Raw genomic sequence first — 20,147 nt, 5'->3', positions numbered from 1 at the left:
GCAGTTAGATAAAAAGGAGCGAAACCAATGGGAAAGTATTTTGGTACAGATGGAGTGCGAGGAGTCGCAAATAGTGAATTAACACCTGAATTAGCATTTAAGATTGGTCGTTTTGGTGGATATGTTCTTACAAAGAATACAGAACGTCCTAAAGTACTTATTGGAAGAGACACACGTATTTCAGGCCATATGTTAGAAGGTGCTTTAGTTGCAGGACTTCTATCTATAGGTGCTGAAGTCATGAGACTCGGTGTTATTTCCACTCCAGGTGTAGCTTACTTAACGAAGGCGCTTGGAGCACAAGCTGGAGTGATGATTTCAGCGTCGCATAATCCTGTAGAAGATAATGGGATCAAATACTTTGGTCCAGATGGATTTAAGCTTTCTGATGAACAAGAGCTAGAGATTGAAGAGTTAATGGATAAAGAAGAAGATACACTTCCACGTCCTGTAGGAAAGAATTTAGGACAAGTTAATGATTACTTTGAAGGTGGTCAAAAGTATCTACAATTCCTTAAGCAAACAGTTGATGAAGACTTTACAGGAATTCACGTTGCCTTAGATTGTGCTCATGGTGCTACATCTTCATTAGCAACACATCTTTTTGCAGACTTAGATGCGGATGTTTCAACAATGGGGACTTCTCCGAATGGGTTAAACATTAATGATGGTGTTGGATCTACACACCCTGAAGCATTAGCTGAATTTTTAAAAGAGAAAAAAGCTGATATTGGCTTGGCATTCGATGGTGACGGTGACCGTCTTATCGCAGTAGACGAAAATGGTGACATTGTTGACGGTGACCAAATCATGTACATTTGCGCTAAACACCTAAATAGTGAAAATCGATTAAAGAAGAATACGGTTGTATCGACTGTCATGAGCAACCTAGGTTTCTATAAAGCATTGGATCAAAATGACATCCAAAGTGTAGCAACAGCTGTTGGTGATCGCTATGTTGTCGAAGAAATGAAAAAGAATGAGTATAACCTTGGAGGAGAGCAATCGGGTCATATCATCTTCCTTGATTATAATACAACAGGTGACGGACTATTAAGTGGATTACAGTTAGTAAATATTATGAAGCTTACAGGTAAAAAATTATCAGAGCTTGCTTCAGAAATGAAAAAATTCCCACAACTATTACTGAACGTTCGAGTAACTGATAAGTATCGAGTGACAGAAAATGAAAAAGTGAGCGAAATCATTTCAGCCGTAGAGACAGAAATGAACGGTAATGGCCGAATTTTAGTACGTCCATCAGGAACAGAGCCTTTAGTACGTGTTATGGCAGAGGCACCAACTGAAGAGCTATGCCGTGATTATGTAGAACGAATTGTAACGGTAGTCAAGCAAGAAATGGGACTTGAATAAACGAATATGAAAGGCAGGGCAACCTGTCTTTTTTTGATTGGCTCTGTAATTGGGTAAGGGGGATTTTTTGTTATACATGGCAATAAAAACTGGGGTCATTTTTAACATATTTTTTATTCCCGGCATATACTAAAAGCATACAATCTCATATACATGATTGTTAGAAACTAGAAAATGAATTGACGAATTCTCATCAGATATTGTATGATTATCTTTGTCTTTAAATAATGGAAAAGGAGGAAGAGGGAACACAACACTTATAGACAAAGTATATAAAGCGCCTGGACTAAGTGCTGGAAAAAAGACTTAGTTGACGAGGATGGAGGTTATCGAATTTTCGGCGGATGCCTCCCGGTTGAATAGGTTACAACCGAAAGCTTCTCTTCAAACCAAAGAGGTAACTTTTTGAACAAAGAGAGAAGTATAGCCTTCCAAAGAAAATACAAAAACATGTGTGAGGGGACAGAAATGTCTCCGAAAAGAAACTGGCCTTTCTGTCCCTAGAAACACTCTATGGGAGGAAAATGAATATGTGCGGAATTGTAGGATATATTGGAAATCAAGACTCTAAGGAAATTCTTTTAAAAGGATTAGAAAAACTAGAGTATCGTGGATATGACTCAGCAGGAATTGCAACAATGAATCAAGATGGAGTGCATATTTTTAAAGAAAAAGGTCGTATTGCTGAATTACGTGAAATCGTAGATGGTAACGTAGAAGCTACAACAGGAATTGGACATACTCGCTGGGCAACTCATGGTGAGCCAAGTCAATTAAATGCACACCCACATCAAAGTGTATCTACTCGTTTTACAATTGTTCATAATGGTGTAATCGAAAACTATGTTCAATTAAAAAGAGAGTTCTTACAAGATGTAGAACTTAAAAGTGATACAGATACAGAAGTTGTTGTTCAAGTTATTGAGAAATTCATCGCAAAAGGATTAGAGGTTGAGGAAGCGTTCCGTCAAACGTTATCAATCTTAAAAGGTTCCTATGCAATTGGTTTATTAGATGAGCAAAATCCTGATGTGATTTATGTTGCGAAAAACAAAAGTCCACTTTTAATTGGTTTAGGTGATGGTAGCTTCAATGTTATTGCATCAGATGCAATGGCTATGCTACAAGTAACGGATCAATATGTTGAAATCATGGATAAAGAAATGGTTTTCGTTGAACGCGAAACGGTTATAATAAAAGATTTACAGGGTAATGTAATTGAACGTGCACCTTACAAAGCTGAGCTTGATGCTAGCGACATTGAAAAGGGCACATACCCTCACTACATGTTGAAAGAAATTGACGAGCAACCACTTGTTACAAGAAGAATTATCGAAAAATACCGTAATGAAAACGGCGAAATTACAGTTGATCATGAGATTATAGATGCGGTAAATGCTTCTGATCGTATTTACATCATTGCAGCGGGAACTAGCTATCATGCAGGTTTAATTGGAAAGCAATTCATTGAAAGCTGGGCTAAAATCCCTGTAGAAGTTCATATTGCAAGTGAATTCTCTTATAATATGCCATTACTATCGGCTAACCCTCTATTTGTCTTTATCTCACAAAGTGGAGAAACAGCGGATAGCCGTGCTGTTCTAGTTCAGATTAAAGAACTAGGTCATAAATCATTAACTGTAACAAATGTTCAAGGTTCTACGCTTTCTCGTGAAGCTGATTACACATTGCTTTTACATGCAGGTCCAGAAATTGCGGTAGCATCAACAAAAGCATACACAGCTCAGTTAGCGGTACTTTCAATCCTGGCAGCTGTAGCAGCACAAGGAAAAGGTCGTACGCTGGAATTCGATTTAACAAAAGAGCTAGGTATCGTTGCAAATGCAATGGAAGTTCTTTGTGATCAAAAAGAGGAAATGGAAGCTATTGCAAAAGAATACTTCCCAACAACACGCAATGCATTCTTCATCGGTCGTTCTGTTGACTATTATGTAGGATTAGAGGGTGCATTAAAGCTTAAAGAAATCTCTTATATTCAAGCGGAAGGCTTCGCTGGAGGAGAGCTTAAGCATGGTACAATTGCTCTAATCGAACAAGGAACACCTGTTATTGCACTAGCGACACAAGAGCATGTAAACTTAAGCATCCGTGGAAATGTTAAAGAGGTTGTTGCACGTGGTGCAAATCCATGTATCATTTCAATGAAGGGATTAGAAGAAGAAGACGATCGTTTTGTTCTTCCAACTGTTCATGAGCAGCTTTCACCATTAGCAGCTGTTATCCCATTACAATTAATTTCTTATTATGCAGCGTTACACCGTGATTGTGACGTAGATAAACCACGTAACCTAGCGAAGAGTGTAACAGTAGAATAAATAGATTGAGCTCCAGTACATCGTGTACTGGAGCTTTTTATTTTAGGCAAAGTGGTTCGAGAAAATAAAGTATGGTAGACAAAAAATTAGTAAAGGTGTTTAAAAAATGATAATCCTGCTTTTCAACACTTAGGTCCAAATTGTGGAAAAATGAAAAGTAATATAGAATTACAGCTATATCAAACATTTTAGATAGGAGGAATGACTTTGAAAAAATTTGGATTGTTTAACAAATTAACTGCCTGTGAGGGGAAACGCGATGAGTTAGCAGAAATATTATTACAGGCATCGAAATCTATGGAGGAATTAGATGACTGTGAGTTGTATGTCGTTAGTTTAGGTAATGAAAGTTCTGATACCATTTATGTCTATGAGGTATGGGTTGATGAGAATGCACATCAGGCTTCTTTGTCGCAAGAAGTATTCCAGTCACTGATCCAAAAGGCTAAACCGTTCATTGCGGGAATGGATAGGGTTAGTACATTATCACCCTTAGGTGGAAAAGGTATTTCCACTTTTTTGCGAGATTAGAGGTAATTACCTGATAGTAAGGAGGGACCAATGATGATTTATGTCGCACTGTTGCGAGGTGTTAACGTAGGCGGAAAAAATAAGATCAAGATGGCTGAATTAAGGGATCTTCTTGAATCAATGGGATTAAAACGGGTACGAACATATATTCAAAGCGGTAATATTGTTTTCGAATCAAATGATAATGAAGAGTCGTTACAAATACAAATAGAAAAGAAAATAGAAGAAGAATTTAACTTTTCGGTCAGTGTTATTTTGAGAACAGCCTTGGAATTGGAAAAGATTGTTCAGAATTGTCCATTCTCGGAGAAGGAAATGTCAGAAGCGGAAGCTTTAGCGGTGGGAGAAAGCTTATACGTAGCTTTATTGCTTAAATCACCACCGCAGGAAACAATTGAACGTCTAAACAAATATAAAAATGAATACGAAACTTACAAGAACGAAAATCGCGAAGTTTACCTTTTGTTTTATAATAGTATTCGTAATTCCAAGTTGGCGAATCAACTTCAGAAATTGGGTACACCTGTAACAATTCGTAACTGGAGAACTCTAAATAAGCTCAATACAATAGTATCTACAATGAATATTTAAGCAAAAGGTTGCCTGTATTTATACAACCTATGCCAATTCTATTAGGTGTGATTTTCCACAATCAAAGCGCTTATCTTGCATAAAGGTAAGTCCCTCCTTTGTATGCTTAGGCCATTTTCTGGAATAGAAATATATTATATTGACAAGGTTAAATAACATAGATAGAATCAATAACAATAATATCTGCATAACGAAGATTTGTTAAAACATTTCGGAGTATAAGAACAAAGGCTATGATAAGAAAGAGTAGCAATCATGTAAACAGACAGAAAGTTACCGGTTGATGAGAGGTGCATGTTGAACGATTGTGAATACATCTTGGAGCTGTGTACCGAACAGGATTTCCTTAGTAGGCTACACCGGGGAAGCACCCGTAATCAGTGCTAAAGTATTGTCAATGGACTGTACTTACTAAGATAAGCTGCGTGAGTTGCTTATGAATTAAAGGTGGTAACACGAGATAAATCGTCCTTTTGGTTAATTCCAAAAGGACGATTTTTTATTATCCTTTTGTTCTTATAGAACTTGCTATATTAGAAATAATATTTCAAGGAGATGTTACTATGTTAATAAAACCTGAAGAACAATTAAAAATGATTTTGAAAGGTGTTCAAGAAGTAGTAAACGAAGAAGAATTACTGGCTAAATTAAAGAAATCATACGAGTTACAAACCCCGCTTACTATTAAATTAGGACTTGACCCTTCTGCCCCAGATATTCACTTAGGTCATGCAGTGGTATTAAGAAAAATCAAACAGATGCAAGATTTAGGCCATAAGGTAGTCATTATTATTGGTGATTTTACAGGTCGTATTGGGGATCCAACAGGAAAAGCAAAAGGCCGAGTAGCTTTAAGTGACGAACAGGTTAAAGCAAATGCAAAAACATACTTTGAACAAATCTTTAAAGTGTTAGATTCAGAAAAGACAACGGTCCGCTATAACAGTGAATGGCTTTTTAAAATTAACATTCGAGGAAGTCATTAAATTAGCTGCAACAACATCAGTTGCAAGAATATTAGAGCGTGATGATTTCCAAAATAGATATAAAAATCAAGTACCAATTGGAATTCACGAATTTTTTTATCCCCTCATGCAAGCATACGATTCGGTAGAGATACAAGCGGATATTGAGTTAGGTGGTACGGATCAAACATTTAATATTCTAATGGGTCGTACACTTCAAAAGCATTTGGGATTAGAAAAGCAAATAGCTATTTTTATGCCTTTACTTGAAGGTCTTGATGGTATAGAGAAGATGAGCAAAAGTCTTGGAAATTATATCGGAGTAAATGAACCGGCAGAAGTAATGTTTAAGAAGGTTATGGAAGTACCAGATAGTCGAATTATAAAATTCTTTGAATTGGCAACGGATGAACATCCGGATGAAATAGCAATCATTAAACAGCTTCTAGAAAAAGGAGTTAATCCGAGAGATATTAAACTTAAATTAGCAAAAATCATTACGAATTTATACTGGGGAGAAGAAGAAACGAAAAGAGCGGTCGCCTACTTTGAAACGGCTTTTAGTAAGAAGGAAATACCAGATGATATTCCAGAATTACTACTAGAAATAGGTGCAGAAACAATTGTAGCCATCATTCCACAGCTAATTGAAAAAGCATTCGTAAAAAGTAAAAGTGAATTTATCCGATTAGTTAAACAAAATGGAGTACAGCTCAATAAAGAAAAGATAAATGAAGGTGATTTAGACTTGGTATTAATGAATGAAGACGTATTACAAATTGGTAAAAAGCGATTTATACGTTTCATTAAATAATCTTGAAGTTTTTTGGAGTGATAATCCGATATTTTAATTTAACTCCTTTTTTAAACTGTACTAACAATTGTTCGACACATGCAAGCTCTCGGCTAATAAAAGCGCCTTTGCTCGATTGGGAAGGGGTGCTTCTTTATTAGGTAATGTGAAGTTAGGTGATAGTACTTTAAAATGATTAAGCTTATAATCTTCAACAAATAGAGGCTGGGACAAAACAAAGAGCCAGGCACCCTCCGATACAATCTATTGTGTGCACTAGATAAATCAGTGCGTACATATAGTCGTTACGATAAGGTGCCAGGCACTTCTGTCCCAGCCTCTTCTAGTTAAAAGAAGTTGTGGTTTTTTGCAACACGTTCAAGATTTATTTGACATTAACGTGGCGTAATACTTTAGCCTTGTAATATGGAGGTGTATGTTGAATGTGCAATACATATAAATTTATTCATACATTCGAACAGTATGAGGAATTACTTTCAATATCGGGTTTAGAAGAAAGACAAGATTATTTTCGTTATATGATGATGTCTCCGTTTACGAATATGTGGAATTTATTAAATGTTCCTATAAAAGCAAAACAAGAAAATGGTTATGATGTATTAATGGCAACGAATATGTTAGGTTTTGCTAATATTTCTAACGATAAACAAATTCAAAGGGGGCTATCCATCCTAAAAGATAATAACGCCTATATGGTAGCAGAAAATACTATTAAAACCTGTATAGATAAAGCTAATAAGGCAGGTTTGAAAGTAAACGCCGATGAAATAAAATTTGGTATGTATGTCGCAAATCCTGATAAGTTAAAACTCCAAAAAGGATATACGGGATTTGGTGGTATTCCGGGATATATTACAGTAATTATTTATCCAAATGATTATAATTTACCTAAAATACCTGCTGTTATTGCTCATGAGTTTCATCACAATATTCGTTTTTCTTATTTTGATTGGGACCATGGAAATGTAACAGTGGGAGATTATATTGTCATAGAAGGATTAGCAGATTCGTTTGCAAAAGAACTGTATGGAACAGACCAGTTGGGGCCTTGGGTGACTAGTATCGATAGGGATGAATTAGAGTATTCAATCTATGTTATTGGTGAGGCTCTAAACATAAAAGGATTTGCTGAGGTAAGTAGTTATATGTTTGGTGATGAAATTGCCAAACAAGAAGGATATCAACCAGTAGGTCTTTCTTTTGGTGCTGGATATGCAGTAGGTTATGAGGTTGTTCAAGCTTTTATGAGAAAGACTAATAAAACAATATATGAAACAACGTTACTTTCTAGTGATGAGATAATTAATGGATCTGGCCTATTTTCTTCTTGATGGAGCGGGGGGCTTAGTTCAATAAGAAATGAAGGAAAATTCAACATTAATAGAATAAGAGCATGTTTTTAATAAACTTCTTTAAAACATGCTCTTTAAGCTTGTTCGCAGTTAATAATTTTTTGATGTTCTACAGCAACAGCCGATAAGTCATGATTTTATGGGCACGCAAATTTCACAATAAGGATTGTTAATCATATCACCACTGTATTTTTCCAAAATAGGTTTATTATCAATTTGATATCCATTACTTTGTATAGATGGAAAAATATCAGCATATGCTTTTTGAATATCTTCTACCGTATGTTTGACTTCGTAAATAAGGTATTTTCCGCCGGAGAGTTCACCTACATAAATTGAATCATCCATTTGATAATCCTTTGAAATTACAATACAAGCATCAAATCTACAATTTTCAGGCAGTGTTGTCTCAGGGTTATCTTGTGGAATTGCAAATAGAATTGCCGATTTAAGAAGATTTCTCTCCTTAGCCCATTTTTTTAACTTTTCCATTACTTCAAAATTTGCATTATTATAAGGTCCAATTCTTCTTACATAAGCGATTCGATAGTTTGGGAGAATTTCGACTTTAAACTTCATAGATTCTCTCTTCCTTTCTTCATTTATATTTGTTTGTTACATTTCGAATGTAGCATGCTTTAAAAATATATACATTTTATTTTTTAAAAATTTTTAAAGTAATAAAACAAACGGAGGCTAATGTTAAACAAAACATACCCTAGAATGATCAAACATTTTCATGAAAATTCCATCTGTATTCAAAACTATAGAATCCATTTTGATCGATAAAGTTTTCCGTAAAATGCAGGCTTGTGCTTTATTTTTGATTAAACTTTTAAAATTTCAAAGCTACATGAAGAATTAAACAACTTTATTGTTACGTAACATCGTGTACTGGAGCTTTTTATTTTTGGAAAAGTGGTTCGTGAAAATAAAGTTTTTATAAATCATAATATAGTAGACAAAAAATTAGTAAAGGTGTTTAAAAAATGATAATCCTTTTATTCAACAAATAGGGCCAGACTCTTGAATAAAATCTTCAGAGAAATAAAGCATATGTGTTAAAGCTTAAAGTTGTGAAAGTTTGTATTCAAAATAATATACGTGGGTTATTGTAAGAAGAACATACAGAAATAAATAAAGTGATCTCATATAATCGTCTTTTTAGGCGATTTTTTATTTTTATAGAAAAAACTTTTACAAACTTTAAGCCAAATTGAACATTTAATTGTCTAATAGGTGTAGGTAGAAAAAGAGAGGGTGAATTACGATTAAACGTTTAGTGAAAAAAGCTAGAAAAGGGGATGCAACAGCCTTTTTAAAGATTTTTCAACAATATGAGGAAGATATTTATCGAATGGCCTTTTTATATGTAAAAAATCAAGAAGATGCATTAGATGTTGTTCAAGAAGTAGCATACCAATCATTTAAAAAGATACATACGTTGAAGAAACCAGAGTATTTCAAAACGTGGTTGATGAAAATTACGATAAATTGTGCAGTTAACATCGTTAAAAATAATATGAAAGTGATTCAATTAATACCAGAGTTTGAAGGATTCGTTGGTTTAGATGATGAAGACATTCCCCTTTCTTTAACATTACAAGATTTGATTGACACGTTACAAGAGAATGAAAAGAGCGTTGTTCTTTTAAGGTTTTATCAAAATTTTACATTTAAAGAAATATCAGAGGTATTAGGGATCCCAATTGGCACGGCTAAATCGCTAGTATATCGAGCATTAGATAAACTTCGTAAAGAGTTTAAGGAGGCTGATATTTGTGAGTAATAAATTAAAGCAAGTTTTAGAAAAAATTGAAATTCCAAAAGAATTACATACGAGATCAAAATTTGGTGTAATGATGGCGGAGTCAGAAAAACCAAAAAGGAAAACAAAAAAAATAATGATTCCTTTGGTTGCTTCTGCATTTGTAGTATTTTCGGCTGGAGTAGGAGCAGCTCGTTTACCAAGCTTTAATCATTTAGTAGCTACTGTCAGTCCTGAAATAGCATTAATGCTTCAACCTATTGAAATTAGCAGCGAAAGTGATGGAATTAAAATGGAAGTGGTTGCTGCGATGAATGATAATGAAATGGCAGTTATTTATGTTACGTTACAAGACTTAACGGGTAATATGATTGATGAAACTCTTGACCTTTACGATTATTCTTTAACTGGTGCTCACATGTTTAATAGTCGAATTGTAGATTATGATGAAAAAACCAATACTGCTACAATGCGAATCCAAGGAAATGGTGGGGAGATCCTTAACAATAGCAAAATGAATTTTCGTATTACTTCCTTTCTTAGCGATAAACAAACATTTGACAACGCAGTTGATGTTAATCTTTCAAAAATAACAAGTAAACCACCTAAAACGGTTCGACTTGATATGAATAACACTTCCGGCGGAGGAGGAAATTTGTATCAAAAACTAGAAGATCAAGGGGTAGTACAGGTTTTAAAACCAAATGAAAATGAAATTCCTCTTAAAGAAATAGAGTTTATGCATATTTCAAATATAGGTATTATTGATAATCGCCTTCATATTCAAACAAGATGGTATAAAGAAAATACTGATAATCATGGTTATTTTTATTTTGTTGATGATTTAGGTAATGAAACATATCCTACAAGTGTCAGTTTTGGAACAGATGAAGCAGGTCATACCAACTATGGTGATGAATATACTGAATATATTTTTGATATGGAAAGTGTGGATTTTGAAGAACAAGAATTATTGGGATATTTTGTTTCAAACGGAAATTATACAACAGGGAACTGGAATACTACCTTTAAAATACAATCTGTTGAAGGTGAAATAAATAGGGACTTGAATAAGAATTTTGGAACATGGAATTCGGAAAGTGTTTCTATTTCACCATTGGGTGTAACTTTATACGGGAACGGTAAATTCAACGATTTAACCGAAATTGATGTTAGTGCTAAAATGACCGATGGCAGTGTTCAAACTTTGGATGCTTTTACTAGTTTTAGTGAAGAAGAAAAGGTTAAAGTTAAATTCATACCTACTTTGCCTTTAGATGTTCTAAATATTAAATCAATCAATATTGATGGTAAGGAAATAGAACTTTAATGAATGATATAAAGTAAAAATAATCATATACAGTAGCTAAATGGTCTAGAAGATACACAGGTGGGATATTTTCTTTATAAAAGAACCAAAGGAAACAATGTTATAGAAGAATTACATAAAGAAGACAAGGATTAGTTGGTTTAGTCCTTACAAGGAAAGAAAGCAAAAAGGTTTCTACTAAGACCCTTTAATTTTAAAAAAGAGTTCTGAGAATTAGGATATAATAGATTACTGGTTCTTATCTAATTAACAGGTGACTCCTATTAAATAGCAAACTTCAACAATAGAAGCAATTACATCATAATCCCGTCCTATGTAAGTACGGGATTATGATTGTTTTTAGGTTCTAAAAATAAATCACTTTATCGTCACTTTACAATCAGGGCTATTCCAATGGAGCGTTCCTCTGGTATCTTAAACAGCTACTTCTTTTAACAATGCCTCAATATCATTCTCCATATCAATTGGATCCGTTGTACACTCAAAGCGTTTCACTACATCACCATTGTGGTCAATCAAAAACTTTGTGAAATTCCACTTAATGGAGTAGTCATCGGTTAAATATTCAGGATGCTTCTCATTGATGAGAGGAAGTAGGATCTTTGCAACTGGGTGGGATGTATTAAACCCTTGAAACGGGATTTTATGTGATAAATAGTCAAATAGTGGATGAGCACTTTCACCACGAACGTCTGTTTTTTGGTAAAGTGGAAAGTTCACACCATAGTTTAATAAGCAGTTTGCTTGAATTTGCTCGTTAGCATCTGGCTCCTGATGATCAAATTGATTACAAGGAAAGCCTAAAATCACAAAGTCTTTTTCTTTGTAGCGGTCATAAAGCTTTTGTAAATCTTCGTATTGATAGGTAAAGCCGCATCGGCCTGCTGTATTAACAATGAGCAAAACTTTTCCTTTATAATCCTCTAGCTTTCTTACTTGTCCATTCATTCCTACTGCTGTAAATTGGTGTACACTCATTAGCTGAATCCCCTTTATAGTTCTTATATCCTATTATTATATAACTATGCTAGTCTAGCTTTCTTAATAAGATTTAGCAAAAGATAATGTGTTCATGGAAGAAATTCGTCTAAAACGTTTACAAAGGTGGATCTTCTTTTTATAATAGGTGTAAGTTAATTATTTGCTGACGAGAAACCAAGAGACAGCTATGCGTTAGGGTGGAGATATTCCAATATAATGCTACAGCTGTCTCTTTTTTTATTCTGCTAGACTTAAAGATATGTGATGATTTTACCAATGTCTAAGTTTATTATATGGAATAATGTTCATCCAACATCATCGGGTAATAAATGTGTAATAGTGGAGGGATAAGCTTATGGAAAAGAAGTATATTATGGCACTAGATCAAGGAACAACCAGTACACGAGCAATTATTTTTAATAAAAGTGGTGAAATTGTTGGATCTGCCCAACAGGAGTTTACTCAATATTTTCCTAATCCAGGGTGGGTCGAACATAATCCTCAAGAAATTTGGAGCTCTGTGCTTGCTGTTATTGCACAGGTTTTAACAAAGACATCCATTTCAGCAAAAGAAATCGCGAGTATTGGGATTACAAATCAACGTGAAACAGCTGTTGTATGGGAGAAGGAAACGGGTAAACCTGTCTATAATGCGATCGTATGGCAGTCGCGTCAAACCGCAGATATATGTGAAGAATTAAAGCAAGCAGGTCATAGTGATACGATTCGAGAAAAAACAGGGCTACTAATTGATGCGTATTTCTCTGGTACAAAGGTGAAATGGATTCTAGAGAACGTCGAAGGAGCTAGACAAAAAGCGGAAGAGGGAGAACTACTTTTCGGAACTATTGATACATGGTTAATATGGAAGCTGTCAGGTGGTCAGGCTCATGTGACCGATTATAGTAATGCATCGCGAACACTAATGTACAATATTTATGACCTGAAATGGGATGAAGAACTATTAGACATATTAACCGTGCCAAGCTCCATGCTACCTGAGGTCCGTTCATCATCAGAGGTTTATGCGAAAACGATAGATTATCACTTCTTCGGTGAAGAGGTACCGATTGCAGGGGTTGCTGGTGACCAACAGGCTGCTCTCTTTGGTCAGGCATGCTATGAAAAGGGAATGGCTAAAAATACATATGGCACTGGTTGCTTTATGTTAATGAATACAGGTGAAAAAGCGGTTAAATCAAAGAATGGCCTATTAACGACCATTGCCTGGGGAATAGATGGAAAGGTCGAGTATGCGTTAGAGGGCAGTATATTCGTTGCGGGTTCGGCTATTCAATGGCTACGAGATGGGTTAAGAATGTTCGATGATGCGAGCAAAAGTGAAGCCTATGCGACACGAATTGAATCCTCAGAAGGAGTATACGTTGTCCCTGCGTTTGTAGGACTAGGTACTCCATATTGGGATAGTGATGCAAGAGGTGCTGTTTTTGGCTTGACGCGTGGAACATCAAAAGAGCATTTTATACGCGCTACACTTGAATCATTAGCCTACCAGACAAAGGATGTCTTGACTTGTATGGAAGCTGATTCTGGTATCGAGCTGAAAACACTTCGAGTAGACGGCGGAGCTGTGAAAAATAACTTCCTTATGCAATTCCAAAGCGACATTTTACATGTACCTGTAGAACGTCCCGTTATTAATGAAACGACTGCGTTAGGAGCAGCCTATTTAGCCGGCTTAGCAGTAGGATTCTTTGCAGATAGAGAAGAAATTACGGTGAAATGGAAAAAAGATGTTGCAGTTGAGCCGAAGATGGATGAAAAAACACGAGAAGAGTTATATGATGGCTGGAAAAATGCCATTCAAGCAACAATGAGTTTTAAGCCAAAGAAGAGACTGTAAAGTAAAAATGCAAGTAACTACTCCCCTAAGTTCACCTTACACGCTTGGCTTTGGGGAGTAGTTTTTATTTTGTTAAGATAGGTTAGGTACCCTTTAAGGAATAAGATGGTGCATTCTATTTTCTTGTTATGAATAAATCAAAGTGTGTATGAGGGCCTACTGCTTTTATAAGTTCTTTTGGTGACACAGGTTGCAGTGTTCTATCATGTTGAATAATATGAATGTTAAACCCACGCTTATCAACATTATTCATGATCTTCTCATAATCAAAATCTTGCATCTCCCATGCCTTCTGGTTATATTCCATAATTAATGTGGAATCACCAGTTCTGTCCATAATATCAAGTACGTCATCTAAAATTAAAGGTTCTGCTCCTTCAATATCCATTTTTATCACATTTGCTTTTACATTAGGTAGATATTCACTTAGTTTAACAGTTGTAACAGGGACTGCTTCAATCGTATCAATTTTTTCAATAGGCTTTATTAAATTTCCAAATAAACTAGCAGATGCCGTTAAGTTTTTAGGAACAAATAGATCCATTTCTCCATTTTCATTACTCAGAGCATGAGGATGGATATCTAAGTGATAAAATCCATTGATCATTTTACTCTTATTCAGATTAATATGGTGAAAGGGATTGGGTTCAAAAGCATGTACTTGACCCGTAGGTCCAACAACACTCGCTGCTAGTAATGAATAGTAACCACAATTTGCTCCTATATCTAATACACTCATGCCTTTATGGATGCTTTGAAGAAATACGTCTGTAATCCAACTTTCCCAAAATCCATCAGAAATAATGTGCGCAGTCATACTCAATTCTCGAGTATCTAGAAAGATTTTAGGTCCGTGAGCTAGTTGAGATAAATACGTATAATCACCTAAATATGCACTTACTCTATTCATAAGTCACCTCTTATTGAAAGTAATTTTTAACAAGATAATCAAAACGTCGATAAATCTTTTTTCCTACTTCTTCAATGGAATAGCGTGGGAAAAGGTCAGATCTTGCTTTTTTGGCTGTTTGCTTTGCAGCAATTGGATCTTTAACCACTTTTTTCATAAGGACCTTAAGATGTTCTAGACTCGGTTGTGCCCATAAATGATTGAGAAAATGAGGTGGCATACTACTAGGGACAGGGATCAGTTTTTCAACTTCAATTAAGTAACTATTTGTTTCGTTCATAAATTCGAGATGCCCACTCCAATTAGTGGCGATTACTGGTATTTCTAATGCCATTGCTTCCATAAAAGGGCGTCCCCATCCTTCACCACGTGTTGGCAAAACAAATACGTCACAGGCACAATAGAGTTGGATGATTTCATCTTCTGTCATCTCTTTATCAATTAATAGGATGTGAGGGGGATTCTTACAATTACTTTCCTGCTTGATTTCGTTAATTAATTGTTCAACTTTAGCTGTAGGTTCATTTATTCTACTTAATTTAATGACCAACGTAACATCGTCTTCATCTGTAAAGCTCTCTATATATGATTTTAGTAAAATATCCCACCCTTTTCTTATACTCCAATCAAAAACGGATAAAAATGTAAAGGTCCGACTAGTTGGAATGGAGTAGGGTTTGACATGATGACGATTAAATTTAGCTTCATCGATTGCGCCAGGCATAATTTGCAGCTTATTCCTATCGACACCTGAATGGTGGAATGTCTCGATATTGAATTTTGATGGTACCCAAATCTCAGAGAGTTCATTCAATTTTTTTACCCATTCTTGAGGAATACGATCTGTTTCAAACATGGTACGTCCTATGGATATTGGAGCACGAGGTAGTGTGAATAAATGAGCGGGAGCTGCTTGATAATGTATGATGGGATTCTCTTCTTTTGTATGGAACCAAGTACTTAGCTTAACATCTAAAGAGCTTCTTTTTGATTCTGTAGGTGCATCGATAGCATCTAATCCAATAAGTAAAGGATAGGGTGACAAGCTCTGTAAAAAATGTTTTTGTTCGGTCGCATAACCAGAATGATTGTAGTAAGGAGAATTCCAGAGAATTTTATATCCACCTCTTTGGAAAACGGTATATTCTCCAATAATGTCTGGATCATCTATTAAAAAATCTATTTTATTTAGTTCACACCATTCTCCGTAACTAAATAAAGAGCAGCACTTTCGATAGGTTTCATTCTTAGGGTTATTAGTGAAAATAATCACTTTACAGCCTAGGTTAATCTGTTTCGTACACCATTTCTTCAAATTTATAATATGATTGGTTTCTAAGTTTGAATCAATATAGATAAGAGCACCATCCCAGTTTTTACTGGAGGTCGTTATTCGGTCAATGGCCGGTGCTACTATTTTTATTTTTTGACCGGGAAGAAATAGTGTTTTCAATTGTTTAAAAGCTGAGGAAGATTCTTTAAGATACTTCACTTCACTATTGGAATGGTCCCAACAGATCGTATTTGTTTCTTGAGTCTGCTTATCAACACTAGTTTCTAGTAAAGGTTTTAATTTTTGTTTAGTTAGTTCTTTCTTCTTTTGTATTTCTTCGATTCGATTAGTAAGCGATGGGGTATTATGTTCATATTCACGAGCTAATAGATACATTTTTTTAGCAGAAGTATCATTATTTAAGTCATAATATGCGTCACCAATTTCATTGTGTATATGACCGAGTAAAAGAGATAAGGAGTGTATGGCAGAATTAAGGTAAGAAATTTTATAAATATTCATCTCTTTATTAAGCTTAGTGGCTTTATTAAATGCATCAATGGCTAGAGACCAAGACTGAATGTTACTATAGCAAATCGCTAATAAGTTCCATATTTGCGCATATTGAAACGTTTCGCCACTTTCTATTTCTTTTGTTAAAGGGACGAGTAGGTTAATAGCATCTAAGTAATTTTCCACCATTATAAATATCTGAGCCGTTAATAAACGAATAGTGTTATTGTTGGGGAATCTAGATAATAATGCTTTTAGTTTCCCAAGTGCATGTTCATATTGATTATTATTTATATCGCCGTTAATTAGCGTTAATTCCGTCGAAATAACATCGGTAGCGGAAAAGGAATGATTGGTGGGATGTTCTAACTGTTTATATTTAGTTAGTAAGTGCTCTGAGATGGTGTCTATTGTCTTATTCCAATTATATGTTGAAGTTACTTTTACGCTGTATTTTTCTCCAATTTTCACTAATTCTTTTTTGTTTTCGTATGCGTATCGCATCTTTTTTTTCAGATCTTGCCTATTAGGTTCAATCCACCAGGGAAAATCAATGGTTTCTAAATGACTTACTTTTCTTATTTCATGAGTTTTGGTTGTTGATTCTATAAAAAGAGGATATTCTTCCCCTAAGATTTCAACTGCAGGACCTAGATTTGGAGCAATTACAGGTGTTGCACATGCCATAGATTCAGCAATGGGTAGACAAAATCCTTCTCCTCTATAAGGGAAAACAGAGCAATGACAAGATGTATATAATGAGGCTAATTGGTTTGTAGATAAATGCTCATTCATGTAGACAATTGCAGGTGCGTTAGGTCGTGATGTAATTTCATCGACCCTTTGTTCTAATGTAATTCCTTTATAGTGTGTTTCAGTCCCATTATCTTTAATAACCAAACAGACTGCATCGTCACTAGTGAACTCCTCGGTATATGCCTCTAAAAGAAGGTCAAATCCTTTCCTTGAAATTGTTCCACCAACATAAAGAAATCGAAATCGATCATCCTCCTCAAAATATGCAGGCTCTACGTTTGGATGATATACAGACTCATCAACGCCTAATGGGATAACGTTAATTTTCTCCTCAGGTATCCCGGATTTACTATAACATTCCTTATTATAGTGGCTGTATACCCATATCTCGTCTACTTCATATTTCATAGGTATATACCAGGAAGTAGGAATGGCTCCAAATTCCCAAGGTATAAAGGAGATCCAATAATTGGTGTTAGATGGTTTGCTTAATCTAGGTGGCCAATGATGTGAAATGAAAAAATCTTGATGAATGGTATTCGATACATCAGAGGAGCTGGGTGGCAGTTGTGAACCATCTTGCATAGCAAATTTAAATTGATTATTCTTTTCTAATCTTGACATGATGTTCTTGTTGACAATAGCAAGGCTATTCTCCTCGCTGACTAACCCTTCCAAGGTTAATTTAATCCTATTTTTCATTCTTTTTCATCCTTTCCTTTTCATCGCATTAACAACTGTAAATTTTATAGCCTCACAGGTTGGTAATAAGAACATATCTTAATTGTATTCAAGATGTTAAGGAGTGATTGGATTGGAAGGTCCATTAATTTCATTATGTATGATAGTGAAAAATGAAGAAGAGTGTATAGAAAGATGTATTAAGAGTGTGAAAGATCTAGTTGATGAAATGATTATTGTCGATACGGGATCAACTGATAAGACGATTGAAATTTGTCGAGAATTAGGAGCAAAAGTTTATTCCTATCGTTGGGATCATGATTTTGCAAAGGCGAGAAATTATAGTTTATCTCTAGCTAGTGGCGATTGGATTTTATGGCTAGATGCAGATGAAGAAATTCATCAAGAAACAGAGCGGAAAACACTAAGAGAATTAGCTAAAACTGAAGATTATGATTTATATAGTTTTGAGCTCAATAATTTTTATGGAGAAAAGGTCGATTACAATTGTGTAATCCGTATTTTACACCCTAGGTTGTTTAGAAATGGTATCGGTTTTCGCTTTATCAATAGTATTCATGAGACATTAAATATAGAAGAAATATTATTGAAAACCAATAAAGAAAAACGATTGGGAGAAGCGCCTGTTTGTATATGGCACTACGGGTATTTAGATAAGTATGTAAATGATAAAGGCAAGTCAGAAAGGAATATTACGCTACTATTAGAGGCATTAAGTCGTAATGAAGAAGATCCTTGGCTCTACTATCATTTGGCTTCCGAGTATTATCGTTTAAAGGATTTTACGAAGTCATTTCAGCATATTAACCGTTCGATCGTATTATTTGTGATGAATCAAATGACACCTCCTTCTTTACTCTATAAATTAAAATACTCAATTTTGTTAAGTATAGGCAGCTTTGAAGGTGCGTATCCAGCAATTGAAAAGGCAATTTCCTTGTATCCAGATTACGTAGATCTCCTGTTTTATAAAGGTATAGTTTTACTTAAATTAGGTAAAGTAGAAGAGTCGATAGAGACATTTAACGAATGTTTGAAAATTGGGGATAATCAAGTAAAATATTTAACACAAAAAGGACTTGGAAGTTTCCAAGCTTGGTATTATAAAGGGCTATGCTATGAAGAGAAGAAAGAGATCGAGAAGGCAATAGTCTGTTATGAACAAGCACTAAATCTATGCCCTACACATAAGGAGGCAGCAGGTGCATTAGATCGATTAAAATAGACTCACTAATAGAGTGATTAGCCGAGACCAAGAAAAGGCATAAGAATACAATGCACTGTACTTGTTATTTTAAAAATAGGAGGTGAAAAGATGTCAGAACCATCAATTCCTACTATAACACCTAGTATTTCAGTTACTGTTGGACAGACTATACCACTTTTACTAGCATCAATAGCTGTTGAAGAATTGGCGCTTGCCCATATTATGAATGCCGAAGCGGAAAAACTCCAATATGTGTTAGGGACATTATCACCAACAGCTACGACACTAACACCTGGATTAGTTACAGTTACTGACTTGGTAAACCTTGATCGAAGTGTTCAAAAAACATTACAACATGTTATCAAAAAGGAGATGCTTCTAGGGAATAAGTTTACTAATGTTCTAGATCTCATTCAAATTCAAAGCCAGGAGATAACTCCTCCACCTGTTTTAACTTTTGAAAAAACAGATGATCCGGATCCATTGAATTTAGATATCTCAGACACATTAACATATACTCTTACATTATCTAATGTTGGAACATCTCCGGCTACGGGTGTGGTGATTAATGATGTACTGCCCCCAGGAACTGTGTTGGGTCCTACTTTCACATTAGACGTTGGTTCTTTACCACCAGAATGTTCTCTTATTGGTCCTACTGTTGGTGGGATCATAACATGTAATATAGGAACGATCTTACCGAATGAAACAATAGTACTTAGTTTTTCAGGCACAGTGACTTCTCTAATTAGCGGAACCTTGACTAATACAGCTATAGCATCTTCTTCAGAATTAAATCCTCTAGTAGACATTGAACAAACGCAGGTTATCGTCCCAATATAATATGAAAAATAGGTTTGTTGTCTGGTAGAAAAAGAGT

Annotated in this window: 14 protein-coding genes, 1 pseudogene and 1 other annotated feature; of the genes and pseudogenes, 11 read left to right on the top strand and 4 right to left on the bottom strand. The window is 35.1% G+C overall.

What is annotated here, in order from left to right; genetic code table 11:
* Positions 1–27: 27 nt before the first annotated feature.
* The 6 genes and pseudogenes from glmM to A9C19_RS19215 all read left to right on the top strand — a co-directional run bounded on the left by glmM (position 28) and on the right by A9C19_RS19215 (position 7,942).
* A complete protein-coding gene (gene glmM / locus A9C19_RS19240; RefSeq protein ID WP_072581407.1) occupies positions 28–1,374 on the top strand; it encodes a phosphoglucosamine mutase in 1,347 nt (448 codons plus the stop codon).
* 530 nt (positions 1,375–1,904) lie between these two features.
* On the top strand, positions 1,905–3,710 hold the full coding sequence (gene glmS / locus A9C19_RS19235) for a glutamine--fructose-6-phosphate transaminase (isomerizing) (RefSeq protein WP_072581406.1): 1,806 nt from the start codon (positions 1,905–1,907) through the stop codon (positions 3,708–3,710).
* 207 nt (positions 3,711–3,917) lie between these two features.
* Positions 3,918–4,241 carry a putative quinol monooxygenase gene (locus tag A9C19_RS19230; RefSeq protein ID WP_072581405.1) on the top strand — a complete coding sequence of 108 codons (324 nt, stop codon included), beginning with the start codon at positions 3,918–3,920 and terminating at the stop codon, positions 4,239–4,241.
* 33 nt (positions 4,242–4,274) lie between these two features.
* Positions 4,275–4,832, top strand: coding sequence for a DUF1697 domain-containing protein (locus tag A9C19_RS19225; RefSeq protein WP_338022836.1), 558 nt, complete (start codon positions 4,275–4,277; stop codon positions 4,830–4,832).
* Between the two features lie 224 nt (positions 4,833–5,056).
* Positions 5,057–5,308 (top strand) — a binding site (T-box leader).
* Positions 5,309–5,395: 87 nt separating this feature from the next.
* Positions 5,396–6,611: pseudogene (gene tyrS / locus A9C19_RS19220) on the top strand (tyrosine--tRNA ligase).
* A 422-nt stretch (positions 6,612–7,033) separates the two neighbouring features.
* On the top strand, positions 7,034–7,942 hold the full coding sequence (locus tag A9C19_RS19215) for a DUF2268 domain-containing putative Zn-dependent protease (protein ID WP_072581403.1): 909 nt from the start codon (positions 7,034–7,036) through the stop codon (positions 7,940–7,942).
* A 150-nt stretch (positions 7,943–8,092) separates the two neighbouring features.
* Here A9C19_RS19215 and A9C19_RS19210 read toward each other — a convergent pair whose 3' ends face one another.
* The gene (locus tag A9C19_RS19210; RefSeq protein WP_072581402.1) at positions 8,093–8,542 is read right to left on the bottom strand and encodes an AraC family transcriptional regulator; all 450 of its coding nucleotides are present in this window, start codon (positions 8,540–8,542) and stop codon (positions 8,093–8,095) included.
* 703 nt (positions 8,543–9,245) lie between these two features.
* Here A9C19_RS19210 and A9C19_RS19205 point away from each other — a divergent pair.
* Together A9C19_RS19205 and A9C19_RS19200 are read left to right on the top strand one after the other, a co-directional pair.
* The gene (locus A9C19_RS19205; protein WP_083584447.1) at positions 9,246–9,752 is read left to right on the top strand and encodes a sigma-70 family RNA polymerase sigma factor; all 507 of its coding nucleotides are present in this window, start codon (positions 9,246–9,248) and stop codon (positions 9,750–9,752) included.
* Complete coding sequence (locus A9C19_RS19200) at positions 9,745–11,061, top strand: hypothetical protein (protein ID WP_199445798.1); 1,317 nt, start codon at positions 9,745–9,747, stop codon at positions 11,059–11,061. The genes A9C19_RS19205 and A9C19_RS19200 overlap by 8 nt, the downstream gene beginning before the upstream one ends.
* 414 nt (positions 11,062–11,475) lie before the next feature.
* Here the strand turns inward: A9C19_RS19200 and A9C19_RS19195 are convergent, their stop codons facing one another.
* Positions 11,476–12,039 carry a glutathione peroxidase gene (locus A9C19_RS19195; RefSeq protein WP_072581400.1) on the bottom strand — a complete coding sequence of 188 codons (564 nt, stop codon included), beginning with the start codon at positions 12,037–12,039 and terminating at the stop codon, positions 11,476–11,478.
* A gap of 358 nt (positions 12,040–12,397) precedes the next feature.
* Here A9C19_RS19195 and glpK point away from each other — a divergent pair, with 358 nt between their 5' ends.
* Positions 12,398–13,906, top strand: a complete 1,509-nt coding sequence (gene glpK, locus A9C19_RS19190; protein ID WP_072581399.1) for a glycerol kinase GlpK — start codon at positions 12,398–12,400, stop codon at positions 13,904–13,906.
* A gap of 115 nt (positions 13,907–14,021) precedes the next feature.
* Here glpK and A9C19_RS19185 read toward each other — a convergent pair whose 3' ends face one another.
* Positions 14,022–14,816 carry an FkbM family methyltransferase gene (locus A9C19_RS19185; protein ID WP_072581398.1) on the bottom strand — a complete coding sequence of 265 codons (795 nt, stop codon included), beginning with the start codon at positions 14,814–14,816 and terminating at the stop codon, positions 14,022–14,024.
* Positions 14,817–14,826: 10 nt separating this feature from the next.
* On the bottom strand, positions 14,827–18,060 hold the full coding sequence (locus A9C19_RS21270) for a glycosyltransferase (RefSeq protein ID WP_083584446.1): 3,234 nt from the start codon (positions 18,058–18,060) through the stop codon (positions 14,827–14,829).
* 112 nt (positions 18,061–18,172) lie between these two features.
* Between A9C19_RS21270 and A9C19_RS19170 the strand changes: the two genes are divergently transcribed.
* On the top strand, positions 18,173–19,285 hold the full coding sequence (locus tag A9C19_RS19170) for a glycosyltransferase (RefSeq protein ID WP_233499206.1): 1,113 nt from the start codon (positions 18,173–18,175) through the stop codon (positions 19,283–19,285).
* A gap of 90 nt (positions 19,286–19,375) precedes the next feature.
* Complete coding sequence (locus A9C19_RS22600; RefSeq protein WP_083584445.1) at positions 19,376–20,110, top strand: alpha-helical endospore appendage domain-containing protein; 735 nt, start codon at positions 19,376–19,378, stop codon at positions 20,108–20,110.
* The last annotated feature ends 37 nt before the right edge of the window (positions 20,111–20,147 follow it).

It is taken from the genome of Bacillus weihaiensis, assembly GCF_001889165.1.
GTDB classification, from domain to species: Bacteria; Bacillota; Bacilli; order Bacillales; family Bacillaceae; genus Metabacillus; species Metabacillus weihaiensis.
This window is presented reverse-complemented; position numbering and strand designations above follow the sequence as displayed.